Source organism: Ktedonobacter sp. SOSP1-85 (genome assembly GCF_016587415.1).
GTDB lineage: Bacteria > Chloroflexota > Ktedonobacteria > Ktedonobacterales > Ktedonobacteraceae > Ktedonobacter.
Genome location: NZ_BNJI01000001.1, coordinates 2,300,719 through 2,317,066 on the forward strand (window position 1 = coordinate 2,300,719; position 16,348 = coordinate 2,317,066).

Genomic DNA, 16,348 nt, shown 5'->3' on the forward strand with positions numbered 1-16,348 from the left:
CCACTATCCTGATTATAAACCTGCTTTTTGTAACTCTTCTGGCGTATTCACATTCACAAAGGAGCGCAAACCGGGATCAACGCGCCGCAGTTGCGCCTCCTCTAAATAATGCACACGCGCTTTCTCCAGCAATGAACGCGGATCACGCCGTCCCGCCCTGAGGCGCTCTTCAATGAGCGGGAGCAGTGCACGTGGATACACAGCCAGCAATACCTGTGGGATCTGCTCAACACGCGGGACGACTATAGCCTCATCAAGCCTCTGAGCAAGCAAGTAGTCGAGCATAGCCGGTTGTACAAACGGCATATCGACTGCGGCGACCAGGGCATGGGTGGCCTCTATTGCCTGTAGGCCGCTATAGAGTCCCATCAAGGGACCTATATCCGCCTCGACATCGGCGACAATGCGTACGCCAGGTAGCACATAACGCCTACCCTGCTCCTCATCACGCGCCACCAGGATCACCTCCGAACAGCGCGTACGCAGGAGAGCGGTCAGGTGTGCGACAAAGGTCTGCTGCTCAGCCTCGACAGGGAAGTGGCCTGGTGACTCACCCGCATGCAATGGAAGCAGCGCTTTATCGCGCCCCATGCGGCGACTTCGTCCCCCTACGAGCAGAATGCCCGCTGTTGTTCTCATCTTTGTGAATGTGCTCTCTTCAAGGGTTGCTTCTTATGCGGAAACCAACGTCGCTCACGCGACTAGCGCTCCGCGCTCAGGTTTCCGAATAGGCACTTAGCGCGAGGCCGCCTTGCGCTTATTTCCTCGGGGCATATACTGCTGACGTGATTTGTATGCATCATAGCCCGCACGCTCCTGCGGATAGCGCTTCACCAGGTGGAACACCCAGACGCCAGCCCAGACCAGCAAGCTCAACAGCCAGAGGTAGCGCCAGAAACGCCAGGCAAAGAAGTAACCATCGAGGTAGACACGCGCGAAGATCAGGGGTAGCCCGATAAAACAAATGACCGCGAACCAGCCCAGGTAATTGTCCAGCATACGCTTCGCCAGGGGCTTGCTCTTCACAAAACGCTTGCGGCCCTCTACTGAGTAGTAAAAAGTGATTAAAAGACCCGCAATACAGAAGATAAGCCAGGGCCAGAGAAAATGAAACGGCTCGGTCCCGGGAAGTCCACCATTGGACCCGGCGGTAACGGGATCCTCGAATAACCAGCGGAACAGGTTGGTTTGCATGAAAAGTTAACTCCTTTATCGTGTATCCACGCCATGCGATGAACTTTATGATAGCATGGATGCCTGTAAGAGTCTAGAGGGCAACCAGGTAGCCCAAACACCCTCCTACCAGCCTTCTTCGCCCCTGCTTGCCCATCCTTTTAGCAAGCCAATTGAAGCCCTCCCCACGCCAGCATATGCCAAACCTGTTGTCGCGGTTATGTCCCTTTCGCTCTCCTGTATTGAGGTAAACCAATTAGCTACGCGTAATGGCTATCACCTGGGCCGATCCACACCTCTTGCGTCTCGTGCCAGCGCCACTTAAAGCTCTGCATATCGAGGGGCGAGCGGGATTTTCCCTTAGGGAGCAGGCGTGGCCACCCCGCGGCGATCCGTTCCAGGGTCTCAGGCCAGCTTCGGATGCCGCTCGACGCATCAGGTGCCTCGACGCTACAGGCCCCTACGGCACAGGCCGCCGCCAGGGTCGACACGGGCTGCATCCCGCGCAGTAATCCCAGCAGGAAACCCGCGATGGTTGCGTCCCCTGCCCCCCTGGGGCTTACAAGCTGCGTTTCAAAGCAGGGTGCCCATAGCTCGCGCTCAGACCAGTTGATCAGGCTGGTTGGTTGAGCGCGTCCCAGGCCCTCCAGCACCTCCGCATTCGCGGTACGCAGGTATAAACCCCGATGTCCACATTTAATACCAACAATTTTCGCGCCAAGTTCCAACAAGGTATCGCTCAATTGTGAGATCACATCAGGCTTGATTTTATCGAGCATACTCCCTTTACCAGATTTCGAGGAGAGCTTGTCAAAGAGAGGGCGATCCAATATAAAAAGAAGATCTTCAATACCAGGCAGAAACACATCTACATATGGCAGGGTACGCGTCAGAATTTCGCGCCAGTTCACCTGACCCGCGGGCGCGCTGGGATCAGGCACACACATATCGAGCGAGGTTGTCACGCCCGAGGCTTTGACGCGCTGGAAAACCTGCGCCAGTTCCGCGCCGTTATCCTCATACATCCGCGCCATCATCGACGGATAGCCAAAGTGGAAGAGCGCGATCTTTGAAAGTATTTCATAACGGACATCTTCCGCGCCAAAGGTCGTATTGCATCCCGCCGAGTGCAGCACCACAGATTCCCCCTCGGGAGGACCCAGCACAAGCGAATAGGCGCTCTCCTCACCCGTCGCAACCACCATACTCTCTACCAGCTTGGAATCATACGAGGACAACAGGCGAAAGATTGCCTGCCCAAAGAGGTCATCGCCCACCTTGCCCATCAAGCCCGTATTGACGCCGAGTTTATGTAAAGCCAGGCCAGTATGCGCGATCTGCCCACCGGCTGCAAGGCCCGCTTTTCCTACCTCAACCAATCGACCGGGAGTCAATGTCCCCACGCCTTCAGACAGAGCCGGAGTAATATCCAGGCAAATATGACCCGCGACAATGATTTCGACATCAAGCGCTAGCTGGGTACTGCTCAGTGGAAATGTCCTGGCTCTCAAACGCTCTTCCTGATCATCTTGCTGCTCTTCATCGTACATAAACATCTATCCTTCCAGGGATTCAACTACGTTGCGGCTGCTTGGGAATCACCTTTACATTTAAACACGTACAACCTTCCCTATGCGCTACCAGTTAGTTTCCCTTTAGTGTGCCTTCACCGACTGCTTAATCGGCATTGGCATTGACATTGGCATTGACATTGGCATTATATAAAGGGAGAAATTATAGTAGACAATCTTATATTTTTCAGAAGGAGCTGCACAATGCGAAGAATTGTGATCCTGGCGGAGGCGGCCTTTACTCTGCACAGAGCCAAGACAGCGACTGGCGTCATCCGGTATAGCAAGGACAAAGTGGTCGCCGTGATTGATAGCACTCACGCGGGCAAGAATGTGGCCCAGGCCCTCAATGTCGCCCTGGGCGAGGATATCCCCATGGTGCGTGATATCAACGAGGCCCTCCAATATGAGCCAGATGCGCTGATGATCGGCATTGCCCCGGTGGGGGGCGCGCTACCTCCAAGCTGGCGCTGGCAGCTCACCACAGCCATAGAGCATGGCCTGGACATCATCAGCGGCCTGCATACCTTTATTTCCGACGACGAGGAGTTGCGCACGGCGGCAGAACAGAAGGGCGTCACGATCTGGGATGTACGCCGTCCCCAGGGGCAACCTCGCGTGGCCAAATTCGCCCCTCACCGCCCTGGCAGCCACACGGTTTTGATGGTTGGCTCCGACTGCTCCGCGGGCAAAATGACGGTGGCCCTGGAACTCGAACGTGTCGCGGCCCAACGCGACCTCAATGGGTCCTTCCTGGCAACAGGCCAGACCGGCATCATGATCTCCAACAATGGTCTCCCCATCGACCACCTCATCAGCGATTTTGTGGCGGGCATGGTAGAGGAACAGGTACTCCAACTGGCCGAGGAGCATGACTGGGTCTTTGTCGAGGGACAGGGTGCGCTTAATCACCCCGGTTATTCTCCCGTAACCCTGGGACTGATCCACGGCTCCGCGCCAGATGCCATGATCTTCTGCCACCTGGCGGGCGCAAAAACCATTGATGGCTATGAGAATTGCCCGCTCCCATCGCTACAACGCCTGATTTCCATCAATGAAGATGCTATCGACTGGATTCGCCAGGATGGCAAGTGCAAAGTCGTGGGCCTGGCACTGATGACAGTTGGGATGAACGATGAGGAGGCACAAGCCGCCATCAAAGCCGCCGAGGAAGAGACCGGCCTTCCCACTACCGACGTCATCCGCTTCGGCGCCGAGAAACTGATGGACGCACTCCAGCAGCACTTCTCCACTCACTAAACACGGGTTATTGAGATAAAAAAGACCTGGCTGGCATGTGCTTCGCACATGCCAGCCAGGTCTTTTTTATCTCAATTAATTCTCTAATACTTCGTCTATCAGGCCGTACTCTACGGCCTGGTGCGCCGTCATATAGTTGTCACGATCCGAGTCCTGGGCGATGCGCTCGACGGACTGGCCAGTATGCTTAGCCAGGAGTTCGTTGAGTTCGCTACGCGTGCGAATAATTTCACGCGCCTCGATCTCGATGTCGGAGGCCTGGCCCGCGATCTCGCCCGAGATCAATGGCTGGTGAATCAGAATGGTCGAGTTGGGGAGAGAGAAGCGCTTTCCCTTCGCGCCTCCCGCGAGCAGGACTGAACCCATGCTCATGGCCATGCCCACGCAGACCGTCGAGACATCCGGCTTGATATACTGCATGGTGTCATAGATGGCCAGGCCCGCCGTGACGCTTCCCCCTGGCGAATTGAGATACAGGCTGATGTCCTGCGAAGAGTCCTCGTGCTCCAGGTAGAGCAGGAGCATGATCGTCTGGTAAGCCACCATATCATCGATAGGCTTGCCGATCAAGATGATACGATCCTTTAACAGCAGGTCTTCAATGCCATAGCTACCCTCGCGCCCCCCGCGATACTCATTGCGAATAGAGGGAATCGAGCGCAAACCCACGCGCTGCACCTCGCGCTGCCACCGGGGATCGTGGGGGTACACAATGCTATCCATGATTTCTACCATATTTGCTGCCTTTCCGCTTACTGCGCCAATTCCTCGCGTGTAATCACTTCGTCGACCAGGCCGTACTCGACCGCCTGCTGCGCCGTCATGTAGCGCCTGCGGTCGGCGTCCTGCATAACCTGGTCGACGCTTTTGCCGGTATGTTCGGCCAGAATCTCGTACAAACTCTGGCGCTGGCGTAGCAGCTCACGGGCGCGAATCTCGATGTCGCTAGCCTGGCCTTTGACCGAGCTTAAGGGCTGATGCAGAACGACCTGCGAGTGCGGCAGGATAAAGCGCTTGCCTTTGGTACCTGCGGCGAGCAGCACAGCGGCCACACCCTGCGCCGCCCCCAGGCAGACCGTCGTGATCTCTGGCTTCAGATAGCGCATCGTATCATAGATGCCCAGGCCATAGTAGAGGTTGCCGTCCAGGGAGCCATGACAGTTTATATACAGGCTAATCTCCTTGGAAGCGTCGTCGCTCTCAAGGTAGAGTAGGACGCCAATCAGGTAGTTAGCGATTTCATCATTGATAAAGGGAGGCACAAAAACAATGCGCTCTCTCAGCAAGCGCGAGGGAACTTCATTGATACGTGCGGATTCTCTGCGATACGAGGCCATATTCTCAATAGAGGGGAATGGCTGCCTTGCTTGCGCGAGGATATCGCCCTCTTCATTGCCGGGAGTTCTCCTGGCTACGTTCATAACGTCTCCTTTGCTTCTCTCATGCAAACCTGGTTCGGCCTGAGTAGTGCAATCCTGTAAGAGGTACATTACATGTTTGATCGTATGATAATTCAAGAATAGATATGTGTCAATATGACTTAAATTGAAGAGAGAGGGAGCGTATGAGCGGGCGGCCACCCACTCATACGCTCCCTCTCTCAATCTTCAATACGAAACTTTAGCGGGGTTTGACGCCGAGGCCGGGTCCCTCGGGGAGGACCAGTTTGCCTTGCTCGACGGTGACGCCGGTATAGGGGTCGTCGTCAACGAGCAGGTTGCCATCGAGGTCCGCGTAGTCGACCAATGGTGTCAGGTGGGCAGCGGCGGTAATGGCAAGCGAGCTCTCGATCATACAGCCAAGCATAATCTTTAAGTCGTGGGCGCGCGCAACATGGATCATCTTCAGGATCTGGGTGATACCATTGCTCTTCATCAGCTTCAGATTGATGCCGTCGACGCACTCGCTCAGGCGAGGAATATCCGTCAGGGCCACGGCGCTCTCGTCCGCGATAATGGGCAGGGGCACATTATCGCGAATCAGCTTGAGGCCTGCCAGATCGTGCGCGGGGACGGGCTGCTCCACAAATTCAATATTGTAGGGCGCAATGGCATTGATATTTTTGATCGCTTCCTTAGGCGTCCAGCCAGCATTCGCATCCACGCGAATGACCGCGGAAGAGACCTCGCGAATAGCCTTGATGATCTCCAGGTCCTGTTTGGTGCCAACCTTGATCTTCAAAATAGGGTAATCCTTGGCGAGCAGCGCCTTCTTGGCCATCTCGGTAGGCGTATCGATACCAATGGTAAAGGAAGTGTAGGGCGTGCGTGCCGGATCGAGGCCCAGGAGTTTATAGAGCGGCACCCCCAGCTGTTTGCCCACAAGATCATAGAGCGCCATATTCACGGCAGCTTTCGCGGCGGGGTTACGACCAATCACCTTGTCCAGGCGGCTCATAATGTCATCGATCACAAATGGATCGTCACCCAGGTTGCCCGCGAAGAGCGAGATACAAGCCAGAACGGTCTCGACACTCTCACCATAGTAGCGGCTGGGCGCGGCCTCGCCATACCCAATATGCTCACCATACGTTAGTTGTACCTCCGCGTTCGCGGCGACATGCTGCACTGAGCGCGCAATACGAAAAGGCGTGGTCAACTTAAGATCAATAGGTTTCGCGTCAATATGGATCATAGGTTCCTCTCTCCTCATCTAATCGGTGGGTCTGCTATATTCTAGCAGCCAGACAAGCCCGATGGAAAGGGTAAAGGGGGAAGAGTAATAGCGAGGTGGCAGCGTTACGCCAGAGCTATGCTATAATACACTACCAATATGACCAAACTGTTAGCCAATGCGCTTTTCTACTCAATCTAGTAAGATCTTATTCCGAAACCCAACACCACTCACGTGACTAGCGCTCCGCGCTCAGGTTTTCGGAGAAGAAGTAAAGGGAATAGTATGCCGACACGAGAAGATGCATATACACTGATGACAAGCCATGTCCAGAATATCAGCCTCCAGAGGCACATGCTCTCGGTTGAGGCCGCTATGCGCGCCTATGCGCGTTCTTATGGTGAGGACGAAGAGTTGTGGAGAATAACGGGACTCCTCCATGACTGCGACTATGAGGAGTATCCCGATCTGCACCAGCATACGCAGGTCGCCGCCGTCTGGCTGGGTGATGCTGGCTACGACAAACGCATTATTTACGCCATCCTGGCCCACAATGATCTCAATCTTGAGACGCATCCGCGCACGGATTTGCTCTCCAAAGCGCTCTATGCCTGCGACGAGGTCACAGGCATGATCACAGCCACTAGCCTGGTGCGCCCAGATAAAAGTATTCATGGACTGGAGGTCTCCTCGGTGCGCAAAAAGATGAAGGCCAAGGGCTTCGCCGCGGGCGTGAACCGCGAGGACCTGGTCAAGGGCGCCGAGGAGCTAGGCGTTGACCTGAATGAGCATATCGCCTTTGTGATTGCGGCCATGTCTGCCGTAGCGGAAGACCTGGGGTTGGCAGGCATAGCCGTTTAACACCTTCACACGTAATAATTATTACACCTTCACACGTATAATTTGTAGGGGCCATGCTTGCATGGCCTTAAACCCATGAGCCAGGCATTCTGCTCGCGGAAGAAGTCCAAGCAAGCTTGGACCCTACAACTGGCTGGCTTACCCAGTAAAGAGCTTTAGGAAAGTCCAGGACTATGCAGCAGCGACGCAAGCCACAACATCAATCACAGCATCTCTTTACCGCTAGTGAGGTCGGTTCCTTTGAATACTGCTCGCTCTCCTGGTGGCATGAGCGCTATGATCCCATGGCTCGGGGTAATGATGATGAGCTTTTCGCGCGTCTGGTGGAACTGGAGGAGGAGCACGATGCACAGGCGCCCTCACTCCCTGAATACCAGGTCATAGAGCAACTCCTGCTACGTCGAGGTGCCTTTGAAGAAGGGAAGGCACAACATCGCGAGCACGCGGAAGAGGTCGCGGAGCGGAAGGAGGAGCGTATCCTGACACCCAATTCCAATGATGCCATGCGGCGCCTGGTGCTCGTCATCGTGGCCCTGGTCGTCCTGGCCCTGGCGCTGATCATTGCCTCAGCCTTTCTGCATTGAGTGATTGGGTTACTAAGCAAGAGGGGGTATTTTGGTGGGGAACATCCTGTTACCAGGAGGTCTGGGACTCTTACTTTTCGCGTTAGCCCTGCTCCTACTCTGGCATAATGAGCGTGTACGCCAGCAAGAGCGGCTACACGAAGAGTACAAACAGGCGCTGGGCCTGCCTGGTGAACTTGTGTATGAGGACGCCGATGGGCAGGGAGAGACGCTCTACTCCAGCAACTATCCTCTCATTGGCAAACCCGATTATATCGTGCAGCATCCCGATGGGAGGCTCATTCCCATTGGGCTGAAACTGACCGTCTCAGGCGTGACACAGCCCCTTAGCAACCACGTTATGCAGCTTATTGCCTACTGCCTGATCCTGGAAGATTACTCAGAGATTCCCCCCACGCATGGCATCGTGCGCTATGCCGACCGTGATTTCACCATCGACTATACACCCGCGCTCCGCAAGAAGGTTATCCGCCTGCTCTCAGACATGGAACAGCGTGGCCCCCAGGATCCCCCACCCTTGAAGACACAGCGCGCCAGCAAGTGCCGGGCCTGTGTCTTTCAACAAATCTGCCCCATTGGCCGAGATAAGTAAGTAGAGCATGTAAAAAAGCAGGTCTAACCCCTTCTCATCCATTGATTGACAAGCCTTCTATAGAGGGACTACACTAGCAGCAGAATCACCTACTGGTCCGATATGGAGGGGTTGCCCCTTATAAAAAGTGAGAACATATCTATGGGTACATTTCATGAAGTAGTGGAGTTGAGTGGACATATTATCGACTCCTGGTCGCTTCCACGCGCCTGGGATACTATTATGGATCGCGGTGGGAACTTCACCGTCCAGGAAATTAGCATCGGGAAGCAGAAGTCAGAGTCAAGCTATGCGCGTTTCCAGGTTGAGGCTCCCGATCCCGAAACGCTAGAACTTATTATCTCAGAGCTACAGCAGTTTGGAGCCATTCTGGTTGATGCTCAGGATACCCAGACCGAGATGGTCACCCAGGATGGCGTCTTGCCACCCAATTTCTATTCGACGACCAATCTGCCCACGCAGATCCGCATTGGTGGCAAGTGGGTCCTGGTAGAGAATATCGAGATGGACGTGGTGGTGGTGGTCGAGGCTGAGAAACAGCGAGTCTACTGCAAACCCATGCATGAGGTGAGCAAGGGCGACCAGGTCGTCGTTGGGCACAAAGGTATTCGCGTACAACCCTACGAGCGCGAGCGTGGGCATGAGACCTTTGCCTTTATGCAAAGTGATGTCTCATCCGAGCGCGCCAAGGTCCTGGCCATCAAAAATATCGCGCGCCAGATGCACGAGATACGCGAGCGGGGCGGCAAGATCCTCTTCGTACTTGGGCCCGCCGTAATCCATACTGGCGCGGGCCGCTATGTGGCCGAGTTGATTCGTCGCAACTATATCCACGCCATCTTTGGTGGCAACGCCATCATTACGCACGACATTGAATCCGCACTCTTTGGTACCTCCCTGGGCGTCAACCTGAAAACGGGCGAGCAGGTCGAGGGCGGGCATCGTAACCACCTGCGCGCCATTAACTCCATGCGCGGCGTCGGCTCGCTTGAGAAAGCGATTGAGATTGGCCTGCTGCGCGAGGGTATTACCTATGAGGCGGTGACACGCGGCCTTCCCCTGGTGCTGGCGGGCTCTATCCGCGATGATGGCCCAATGCCTGGCGTCATCACAGATATGCCGGTCGCGCAGCACCATATGCGCGAGGTCGTCCAGGATGTCGATATGACGATTATGGTTGCCTCGATGCTCCACGCCATCGCCACGGGTAATCTCCTGCCCGCACGTGTGCGTACCGTCGTTGTCGATATCAATCCAGCGGTTGTGACCAAGTTGGCGGATCGCGGCACCTTCCAGGCCGCGGGGCTGGTCACGGATGCAGAGCTCTTCCTGCGCGAGCTCCTCGAATCTATCAACCAGTTGGAAAAAGAACTGGCTTAAACAGGTTGTTAGTGAGGCGGGGCACATGCGGCCGCAGAAGGCCTCGTCCCACTAACAATCTGTTATATCTGCTCTCGACGGCTCGCCCGTTCCGCCAGGTCACGCATTCTCTCAGCCTGGCGGAAAAGCGCATCACAGAGTTCCTGTGGCTCACGTACAATAAAGGGGCAACACAAACCCGCCAGGTGATACGCCATCCAGTCGAGGTCATCATCATAGCACTTAAATAAGACCTGCCGCTCCTGGCCCTCCACCTGCTCCAGTAGGGCCATAGTAGGCGAGACTATACTTTGGGCCTCCTCTAACGTCGCCTCCAGCACAACTTCGATATACCAGCGCGCAGGCGTCATAGGAATGCCCCTCGTGACATACTCAAGGCAGTTAAAACCTGAAGGGCGCGTAAAGGGCTTATCACCCATACAGGCCTCTAACACCCGGTCCAGGCGAAAACTGCGCAGGTCCTGGCGCAGGTGGCAATAGCCAACCATGTACCAGTAGCCCATGCGATAGACCAGGCCATATGGGTCTACCTCGCGCTCAGAAACCTCGCTCTTGAAGGCCTGATAGCTCAAAAAGACGCTCTGCTCAAGTTGGGCCGCCGTTGAGAGGACAGAGATGACTTCAGCCCGCGCCACACCCTTAGCGTTCAGGCTCTGGAACTCCAGGGTGTTCTGGAGGGCTTGCATTTGTCCACGCAGTTCCAGGGGTAAGACACGCTCAACTTTGGCCGCGACCCCTTCAACCGCGGGCGTCGCCTCGGCCAGCCCCAGTTTACGCGCGGCAAAGAGTCCCAGCGTTAGCGCCAGGGCCTCATCATTGGTAAACATCAATGGAGGAAGCTTGAAGCCTGGGCGGAGATGATATGCGCCGTAGCGCCCACGCCCACCTTGCACAGGAATGCCCATGCTCTGCAACATCGTGACATAGCGCCGAATGGTGCGCACATCTACCTCCAGGCGTTCCGCCAGTTCGGGGCCACTTATGCGCGCACGCGATTGCAATAATTCGAGTACCGTCAGGACGCGTGTCGTGGGAAAGTACATGTGCCTGTTCCTTTTCTCAAGATCTTTTGCCAAGCTAGAGCCAATCAGGACTTATTATACCCGCTTTTGAAGGTATACTCAAAGATAAGGCACTATTAAGCCAACACAGGCGATACATTTTCTAAGACAGGGTGGGATCACACCATGACGACTATTCATATCTCACGCGAGCATGCGCAGCGTTTCCTCACCAGCTACCACTTTCGTCCAACCGACCTGGCCGGGGTCTTTGAGCGCCTGGGCACGGTCCAATACGATCCGCTAAACCCGGTTGGACGCAATCCCGATCTCGTTTTCCAGGCTCGCATTCCAGGCTACCAGGTTGACGACTGGCAGCACGCGGCCTATACCCAGCGCATGGTTTATGACGCCTGGGATAAACAAGCCTGTTTGGTCCCCATAGGGGACTGGCCTCTGCGCGCCACTATCCGCGAGATGTACCGCCCATATCATGATCGCGAGATCCTGGATCTTGATCCCGAGACCCCCGAGAGGATTCTGGCCGCGATGGATGCCAATGGTCCGCTTTCATCGCTCGAGTTTGAGGATCGCTCACGCATGAGCGACGCCAATTCGTGGTATGGCTTGACCAAAGCCAAGCGCGCTCTGCGCTCGATGTGGGTCTGCGGCCTGATCCTCACCCACCACCGCCGCAATGGACGCCACTATTATGATCGACCCGAACGCGTCATCCCCGATATGCACTTTCAGACGCCAGCGCTACTGGACCGCGAGGCCTATCACCGCTGGATCATTGGACGGCGCTTCCAGGCGGTTGGCCTGCTGCGCCCCAATGCTGAACCTGCGATCTGGAGCGCCTGTGGCGATGCCGCAACGCGCAAGGCAGCTATCGCGCACCTGGTCGCCGAGGGCTTGCTCACCCATGTCAAAGTCGGCGAAAAGGAATGGTCCTACTACCTGCCTACAAGCGCTCTCCCATTGCTTGAGAACGCCGCGAGCGAGGCGCACGCGGAAGAGATGCGCTTTCTGGCTCCCCTCGACAGCCTGCTCTGGGACCGCAAGGGCGTGCTGCAACTCTTCGACTTCAACTATATCTGGGAGGTCTACAAGCCCGCACCACAACGTCGCTGGGGCTACTATGTCCTCCCCATCTTCTACCGTGACCGCTTCGTGGCACGTATTGACTCGCGCCTGGAGAAAGGCTCCTGGACAATTGCCAACTGGTGGTGGGAGCAAGACATCACTCCAGATGCCACCCTCCTGGCAGCCCTGACCAGAACCTCATCACGCTTCCTCCACTACCTACACGCCCAGGAGATCGTTGTCAACGAGACCATTGACAGTCCAACCCGCCAGGCCCTGCTGGCCGGTGCCAGAACCGCGCTCGTAGAATAGCGTGGGTAATGTGTGAGTGGGGAACTGGCTTTGCCAGTTCCCCACTCACACATTACAGGGTAGCTGCTTTTTATTTCTATTAATTATCAATTTCACTCAACTAAAAATTCAGCCTTTTGTCCCTGCCTCTGGACAATGAGCGTTTCTTCGTCTAAAATAACTCAGGCGTCAAACACTGGGTTCTCGTGCAGGCAACATGTACGACTTTTCCCCGTGGAACCCCAAAGAATGAGCATACAAGTAGACTGAATCTAGAAGAACGATAGACATGCAGCAAGACGAAAACGCTTCTCATACATCTACGCCACGACCCGAGCGCGAGAAAACGCTGGTTGCCCTCTCCTCGGTAGGGGCCGCCATCGGTCTGACAAGCTTTAAGCTTATTGTCGGCCTGATGACGGGGAGCCTGGGCATTCTGGCGGAGGCTGCACATTCAGGACTGGACCTGGTTGCGGCCTTGATGACGCTCTTCGCTGTACGTATCGCCTCCCAGCCCGCCGACGAGGATCATCACTATGGACATGGGAAGGTAGAGAACCTCTCCGCCTTTATAGAGGCGCTTCTGCTTATTGGGACCGCGCTCTGGATTATTTACGAGGCGGCTGGCCGCTTGCTTTTCCAGCAGGGGCATGTCGAGGTGAGCATCTGGGCCTTTCTGGTTATGCTGACCTCGATTGTCGTAGATATCACACGCGCACGCGCCCTCATGCAGGCGGCGCGCAAGCATGGTAGCCAGGCACTTGAGGCCGACGCCTTACACTTCAGCACCGACATCTGGAGTTCAGCAGTGGTGGTGATCGGGCTGGGAATCGTCGCGCTGGCGAACTACCTGCACCTGCCAGGCTGGCTAGGCCAGGCCGATGCCGTCGCGGCCCTGGGCGTCTCTGGCATCGTGATCTGGGTCAGCACGCGTCTGATACGCGAGACCCTTGACGCCCTGCTCGATAAGGCCCCAGGCGAGTTAGCACCCAAACTACAGAGACAACTGCGCGCCCTGCCCAACGTCCTTGAGGTACGCCGCACCCGCATTCGCCGCGCAGGCAATAAGCATTTTATGGATATTGTGATTGCAGCCCCGCGTACGCTGCCCTTCGAACAAACGCACGTCTTGAGCGAGGTGATTGAGGAACAAGCCATCGAAGCGACGCGCGAAGCCTCGCCACAGAGCGAATATGATGTCATCGTGCATATCGAGCCTATTGCATCGCCGAATGAAAGTGTGGCAGACCAGATTCGCTACCTGGCCGAACTTCAGGGAATTCACGCGCATAATATCCATGTGCGCAAGGTCAATGGCGAACTCGAAGTCGACCTGGATGTAGAGGTACAGACTGATATGACGTTGCGCGAGGCCCATACCAAGGCCTCCCACTTTGAGCGGATAGTTATGGAGCATAACGCACCCCTCCGCCGCGTCACCACGCATATCGAGGCTCCCGACAACACCATTGCCTACCGCCAGGAGGTCACGCACGCGAACCAGTCGCTGCAAACAGACATCACACGCATCGCCGATAGCATTGTGGGGCCGGGTCGAACACACGAGGTACGTCTCTACCAGAGCCAGAGGGTCACGCACCACATGCCTATGCAAGAGACGCAGAGCGGCGGCACAGCGACCCTAACGCTGGCGCCACCCGAGGCACTGGATGTCACATTGCATCTTACCTGCGAGGCCCACACCCCGCTCAGCCAGGTCCACACCTGGGCCGAAGAGACCAAGCGTGCGCTACGCCGTGCGCATCCCTACCTGGACACTGTAACAATTCATACTGAACCCCCAGAAGAGTAAGAAAAGCCAGAGAGGAGCCGCGTGTTGCACGACACGCGGCTCCTCTCTGGCTTTGTGACTTGTTTCTGAAGTTGTGGGCAATAAAAAACCGACTAGAATATAGTCGGAGTATTTGATGCGGGGTAAGATGGCGGAGGAGGCGGGATTCGAACCCGCGAAGGCTCATCACCTTACACGATTTCCAGTCGTGCTCACTAGACCACTATGAGACTCCTCCAGGATAAGCGGAGAGGGCGGGATTCGAACCCGCGAGGGCTATTAACCCTACCGCTTTTCGAGAGCGGCACATTCGACCACTCTGACACCTCTCCGCCACGCAGTATAACACATCTTCCCTGCCTTGACAAGCACTTTTAGAGCGGATTTATTCTTCGTTTAACTCGCCTTGCTCATATAACCAGCGAGCAAATTGGATATGACAATCTTCAGCCATGCGCTGGCGCATCTCCGTATTCTCATACAAATGCTCACGCATCCTGATGAGCTTTATGGCTTCATCCCAGAGGAAGCCCTGCTCTAACAAGGCATGCAGGAGGACCTGCTCACGCGCAATTTCCCTCGCCGAGACCTCAGGGTCCATCGCTGGGGAGTGCCTAAGCCCCTCGTGAGGCTGTTCATAAAAATCACCACCCATTGATGGATCATGTGAATTCGACATATGCATTTTCTCCTTGTTATATTGCTTCCTTCTTTTTAACCTGGTGTGCAAGTCTTTCCTGCCGCCTACGGCGGCAAAAGGGGGAAGAATTTGGGGACACCCCAAACCCCGCCAGGGGCGCTACCCCTGGACCCCGCTCTCATCAAGGTGCTACTCTAGCTTTCCTTATCGGCATTCTACACCTAACTTTATAGTCCCTAGAGAGGGATATGGCTTAGGGACTTTTGTTGCCCAAACCAGGGACTAGAGTCAATGTCCCTCTGCCACTCATCGCTACTACACTTTATGTACCAAGAGCAGAAGAAGGAGAGCGCAGAAAGAGATTATTTCTGCTGAAAGGAGTGGCAATAAGCCCATGCAGGCAACGGCTACCTTGAGTGAAATCTGGGAAAGATACCAGGAACATAAAAGCTCAGAACTCCGGAATGAGTTGATTACTATGTACGCGCCTCTCGTACGTCTCGCGGTTGGCCGCTTAGGCATCCCTCCAACCAGTATCATGGATAGCGAGGATCTCATCGGCTATGGCATGATCGGCCTCATCAGCGCGATTGACCGCTACGATCCATCACGAGGGGTGCGCTTTGAGGCTTTTGCTACTCCTCGCATTCGTGGAGCCGTGATTGACCAGATCCGCCAACTGAACTGGCTTCCTCGTTCATCCGTTTCACGTATCCGCCAGATCGAACGGACTCACGCCGAGCTGGAACAGCAATTGGGACGGCCCGCGAACGAGGCAGAGGCCGCTAAGGCACTGGATGTCAGCGTGGAACGCTATCGACAGATGCTCACGGAGATGAGCGTCTCGGTGCTTTCACTGGATGCCCCGCTGGGATCAAGCACTCAGGAAGATGAGAGCGCCTCCCTGGGTGATATGCTAGAGGATGAGAGTCAGCAAGATCCCGGTGAAGAAGTTGAACGCGAAGAGCTAATTCAGGCCCTTTCTACAGCCCTCCAGCATCTCCCGCCACGTGAACAGCTCTTGCTCTCCCTCTACTACAAGGAAGAGCTAACCATGAAGGAAATCAGTCGTATAATGAATGTATCGGAGTCTCGCGTCTGTCAGCTACGTATGCAGGCCCTTGTACGGCTCCGCTCGACCTTGGGCGCCTATCAGACGGGCGAAACAGCTCCCAGCAAGGAGCAAGGGAAAGCAAAGAGCGAGGGCGAAACGCAACCCGTATATGCCTACCACCATTCGGGTGGGAAACATCATATGGAGACGACGCGCACACACTAAAAAGGGTAGGCGTGAGCGTCATATTCACAAACAGTAATTCTCGTAGCGACCCGAGTTTCCACCGTTTTTTCTCCTAATGAAGGCGTCTGGGTTGTCGATAACAATGTGTAGATAAAGACACCCCGAGGGGGTTAGCGGTATAATGAGAGTACCCTCTCAGTAACGCGACGGAGAGAATATTATGAATGCTCGTTTTGAGCATGAATATGTAGAGCACAAACGGCT

Annotated in this window: 16 protein-coding genes and 2 tRNA genes; 8 read left to right on the plus strand and 10 right to left on the minus strand. The window is 55.4% G+C overall.

Going from position 1 to position 16,348, the window contains the following annotated elements; translation table 11 throughout:
• Window positions 1-12 precede the first annotated feature (12 nt).
• From KTE_RS09620 to KTE_RS09630, 3 genes are all read right to left on the minus strand, one after another.
• Window positions 13-639: a molybdenum cofactor guanylyltransferase gene (locus KTE_RS09620; protein ID WP_201380551.1), complete on the minus strand. Its 627-nt coding sequence runs from the start codon at window positions 637-639 to the stop codon at window positions 13-15.
• Window positions 640-735: 96 nt separating this feature from the next.
• Window positions 736-1,194, minus strand: a complete 459-nt coding sequence (locus tag KTE_RS09625; RefSeq protein WP_007907502.1) for a hypothetical protein — start codon at window positions 1,192-1,194, stop codon at window positions 736-738.
• 239 nt (window positions 1,195-1,433) lie between these two features.
• The gene (locus KTE_RS09630; protein WP_201380553.1) at window positions 1,434-2,723 is read right to left on the minus strand and encodes a carbohydrate kinase family protein; all 1,290 of its coding nucleotides are present in this window, start codon (window positions 2,721-2,723) and stop codon (window positions 1,434-1,436) included.
• Between the two features lie 225 nt (window positions 2,724-2,948).
• On the opposite strand from KTE_RS09630, the gene KTE_RS09635 reads away from it, so the two are divergent.
• Window positions 2,949-4,004, plus strand: coding sequence for a DUF1611 domain-containing protein (locus KTE_RS09635; protein ID WP_201380555.1), 1,056 nt, complete (start codon window positions 2,949-2,951; stop codon window positions 4,002-4,004).
• A 75-nt stretch (window positions 4,005-4,079) separates the two neighbouring features.
• Here the strand turns inward: KTE_RS09635 and KTE_RS09640 are convergent, their stop codons facing one another.
• The 3 genes from KTE_RS09640 to KTE_RS09650 all read right to left on the minus strand — a co-directional run bounded on the left by KTE_RS09640 (window position 4,080) and on the right by KTE_RS09650 (window position 6,638).
• Complete coding sequence (locus KTE_RS09640) at window positions 4,080-4,739, minus strand: ATP-dependent Clp protease proteolytic subunit (RefSeq protein ID WP_201370934.1); 660 nt, start codon at window positions 4,737-4,739, stop codon at window positions 4,080-4,082.
• Between the two features lie 17 nt (window positions 4,740-4,756).
• The gene (locus KTE_RS09645) at window positions 4,757-5,425 is read right to left on the minus strand and encodes an ATP-dependent Clp protease proteolytic subunit (RefSeq protein WP_201380556.1); all 669 of its coding nucleotides are present in this window, start codon (window positions 5,423-5,425) and stop codon (window positions 4,757-4,759) included.
• Window positions 5,426-5,624: 199 nt separating this feature from the next.
• The gene (locus tag KTE_RS09650; RefSeq protein WP_201380557.1) at window positions 5,625-6,638 is read right to left on the minus strand and encodes a dipeptide epimerase; all 1,014 of its coding nucleotides are present in this window, start codon (window positions 6,636-6,638) and stop codon (window positions 5,625-5,627) included.
• A 264-nt stretch (window positions 6,639-6,902) separates the two neighbouring features.
• Here KTE_RS09650 and KTE_RS09655 point away from each other — a divergent pair, with 264 nt between their 5' ends.
• The 4 genes from KTE_RS09655 (at window position 6,903) to KTE_RS09670 (ending at window position 10,034) form a co-directional block, all read left to right on the plus strand.
• Window positions 6,903-7,478: an HDIG domain-containing metalloprotein gene (locus tag KTE_RS09655; RefSeq protein ID WP_201380558.1), complete on the plus strand. Its 576-nt coding sequence runs from the start codon at window positions 6,903-6,905 to the stop codon at window positions 7,476-7,478.
• Window positions 7,479-7,651: 173 nt separating this feature from the next.
• A complete protein-coding gene (locus KTE_RS09660) occupies window positions 7,652-8,062 on the plus strand; it encodes a hypothetical protein (RefSeq protein ID WP_201380559.1) in 411 nt (136 codons plus the stop codon).
• A 34-nt stretch (window positions 8,063-8,096) separates the two neighbouring features.
• Window positions 8,097-8,654, plus strand: coding sequence for a Dna2/Cas4 domain-containing protein (locus tag KTE_RS09665; RefSeq protein WP_236600652.1), 558 nt, complete (start codon window positions 8,097-8,099; stop codon window positions 8,652-8,654).
• 141 nt (window positions 8,655-8,795) lie between these two features.
• The gene (locus KTE_RS09670; protein WP_201380563.1) at window positions 8,796-10,034 is read left to right on the plus strand and encodes a TIGR00300 family protein; all 1,239 of its coding nucleotides are present in this window, start codon (window positions 8,796-8,798) and stop codon (window positions 10,032-10,034) included.
• Window positions 10,035-10,096: 62 nt separating this feature from the next.
• Here KTE_RS09670 and KTE_RS09675 read toward each other — a convergent pair whose 3' ends face one another.
• A complete protein-coding gene (locus tag KTE_RS09675) occupies window positions 10,097-11,077 on the minus strand; it encodes a YafY family protein (RefSeq protein ID WP_201380565.1) in 981 nt (326 codons plus the stop codon).
• A gap of 144 nt (window positions 11,078-11,221) precedes the next feature.
• On the opposite strand from KTE_RS09675, the gene KTE_RS09680 reads away from it, so the two are divergent.
• Both KTE_RS09680 and KTE_RS09685 read left to right on the plus strand, forming a co-directional pair.
• Window positions 11,222-12,433, plus strand: coding sequence for a DNA glycosylase AlkZ-like family protein (locus KTE_RS09680; RefSeq protein ID WP_201380567.1), 1,212 nt, complete (start codon window positions 11,222-11,224; stop codon window positions 12,431-12,433).
• A 268-nt stretch (window positions 12,434-12,701) separates the two neighbouring features.
• Window positions 12,702-14,225, plus strand: coding sequence for a cation diffusion facilitator family transporter (locus KTE_RS09685; RefSeq protein ID WP_201380568.1), 1,524 nt, complete (start codon window positions 12,702-12,704; stop codon window positions 14,223-14,225).
• A gap of 128 nt (window positions 14,226-14,353) precedes the next feature.
• Here the strand turns inward: KTE_RS09685 and KTE_RS09690 are convergent.
• The 3 genes from KTE_RS09690 to KTE_RS09700 all read right to left on the minus strand — a co-directional run bounded on the left by KTE_RS09690 (window position 14,354) and on the right by KTE_RS09700 (window position 14,883).
• Window positions 14,354-14,442: transfer RNA gene (locus KTE_RS09690), tRNA-Ser, on the minus strand.
• 8 nt (window positions 14,443-14,450) lie between these two features.
• A tRNA-Ser gene (locus KTE_RS09695) sits at window positions 14,451-14,536 on the minus strand.
• Window positions 14,537-14,589: 53 nt separating this feature from the next.
• Window positions 14,590-14,883 (minus strand): hypothetical protein, encoded by a 294-nt coding sequence (locus KTE_RS09700; protein WP_201370907.1) that lies wholly within the window; start codon window positions 14,881-14,883, stop codon window positions 14,590-14,592.
• 355 nt (window positions 14,884-15,238) lie between these two features.
• Here KTE_RS09700 and KTE_RS09705 point away from each other — a divergent pair, with 355 nt between their 5' ends.
• Window positions 15,239-16,123, plus strand: coding sequence for a FliA/WhiG family RNA polymerase sigma factor (locus KTE_RS09705; RefSeq protein ID WP_201380569.1), 885 nt, complete (start codon window positions 15,239-15,241; stop codon window positions 16,121-16,123).
• Window positions 16,124-16,348 lie beyond the last annotated feature (225 nt).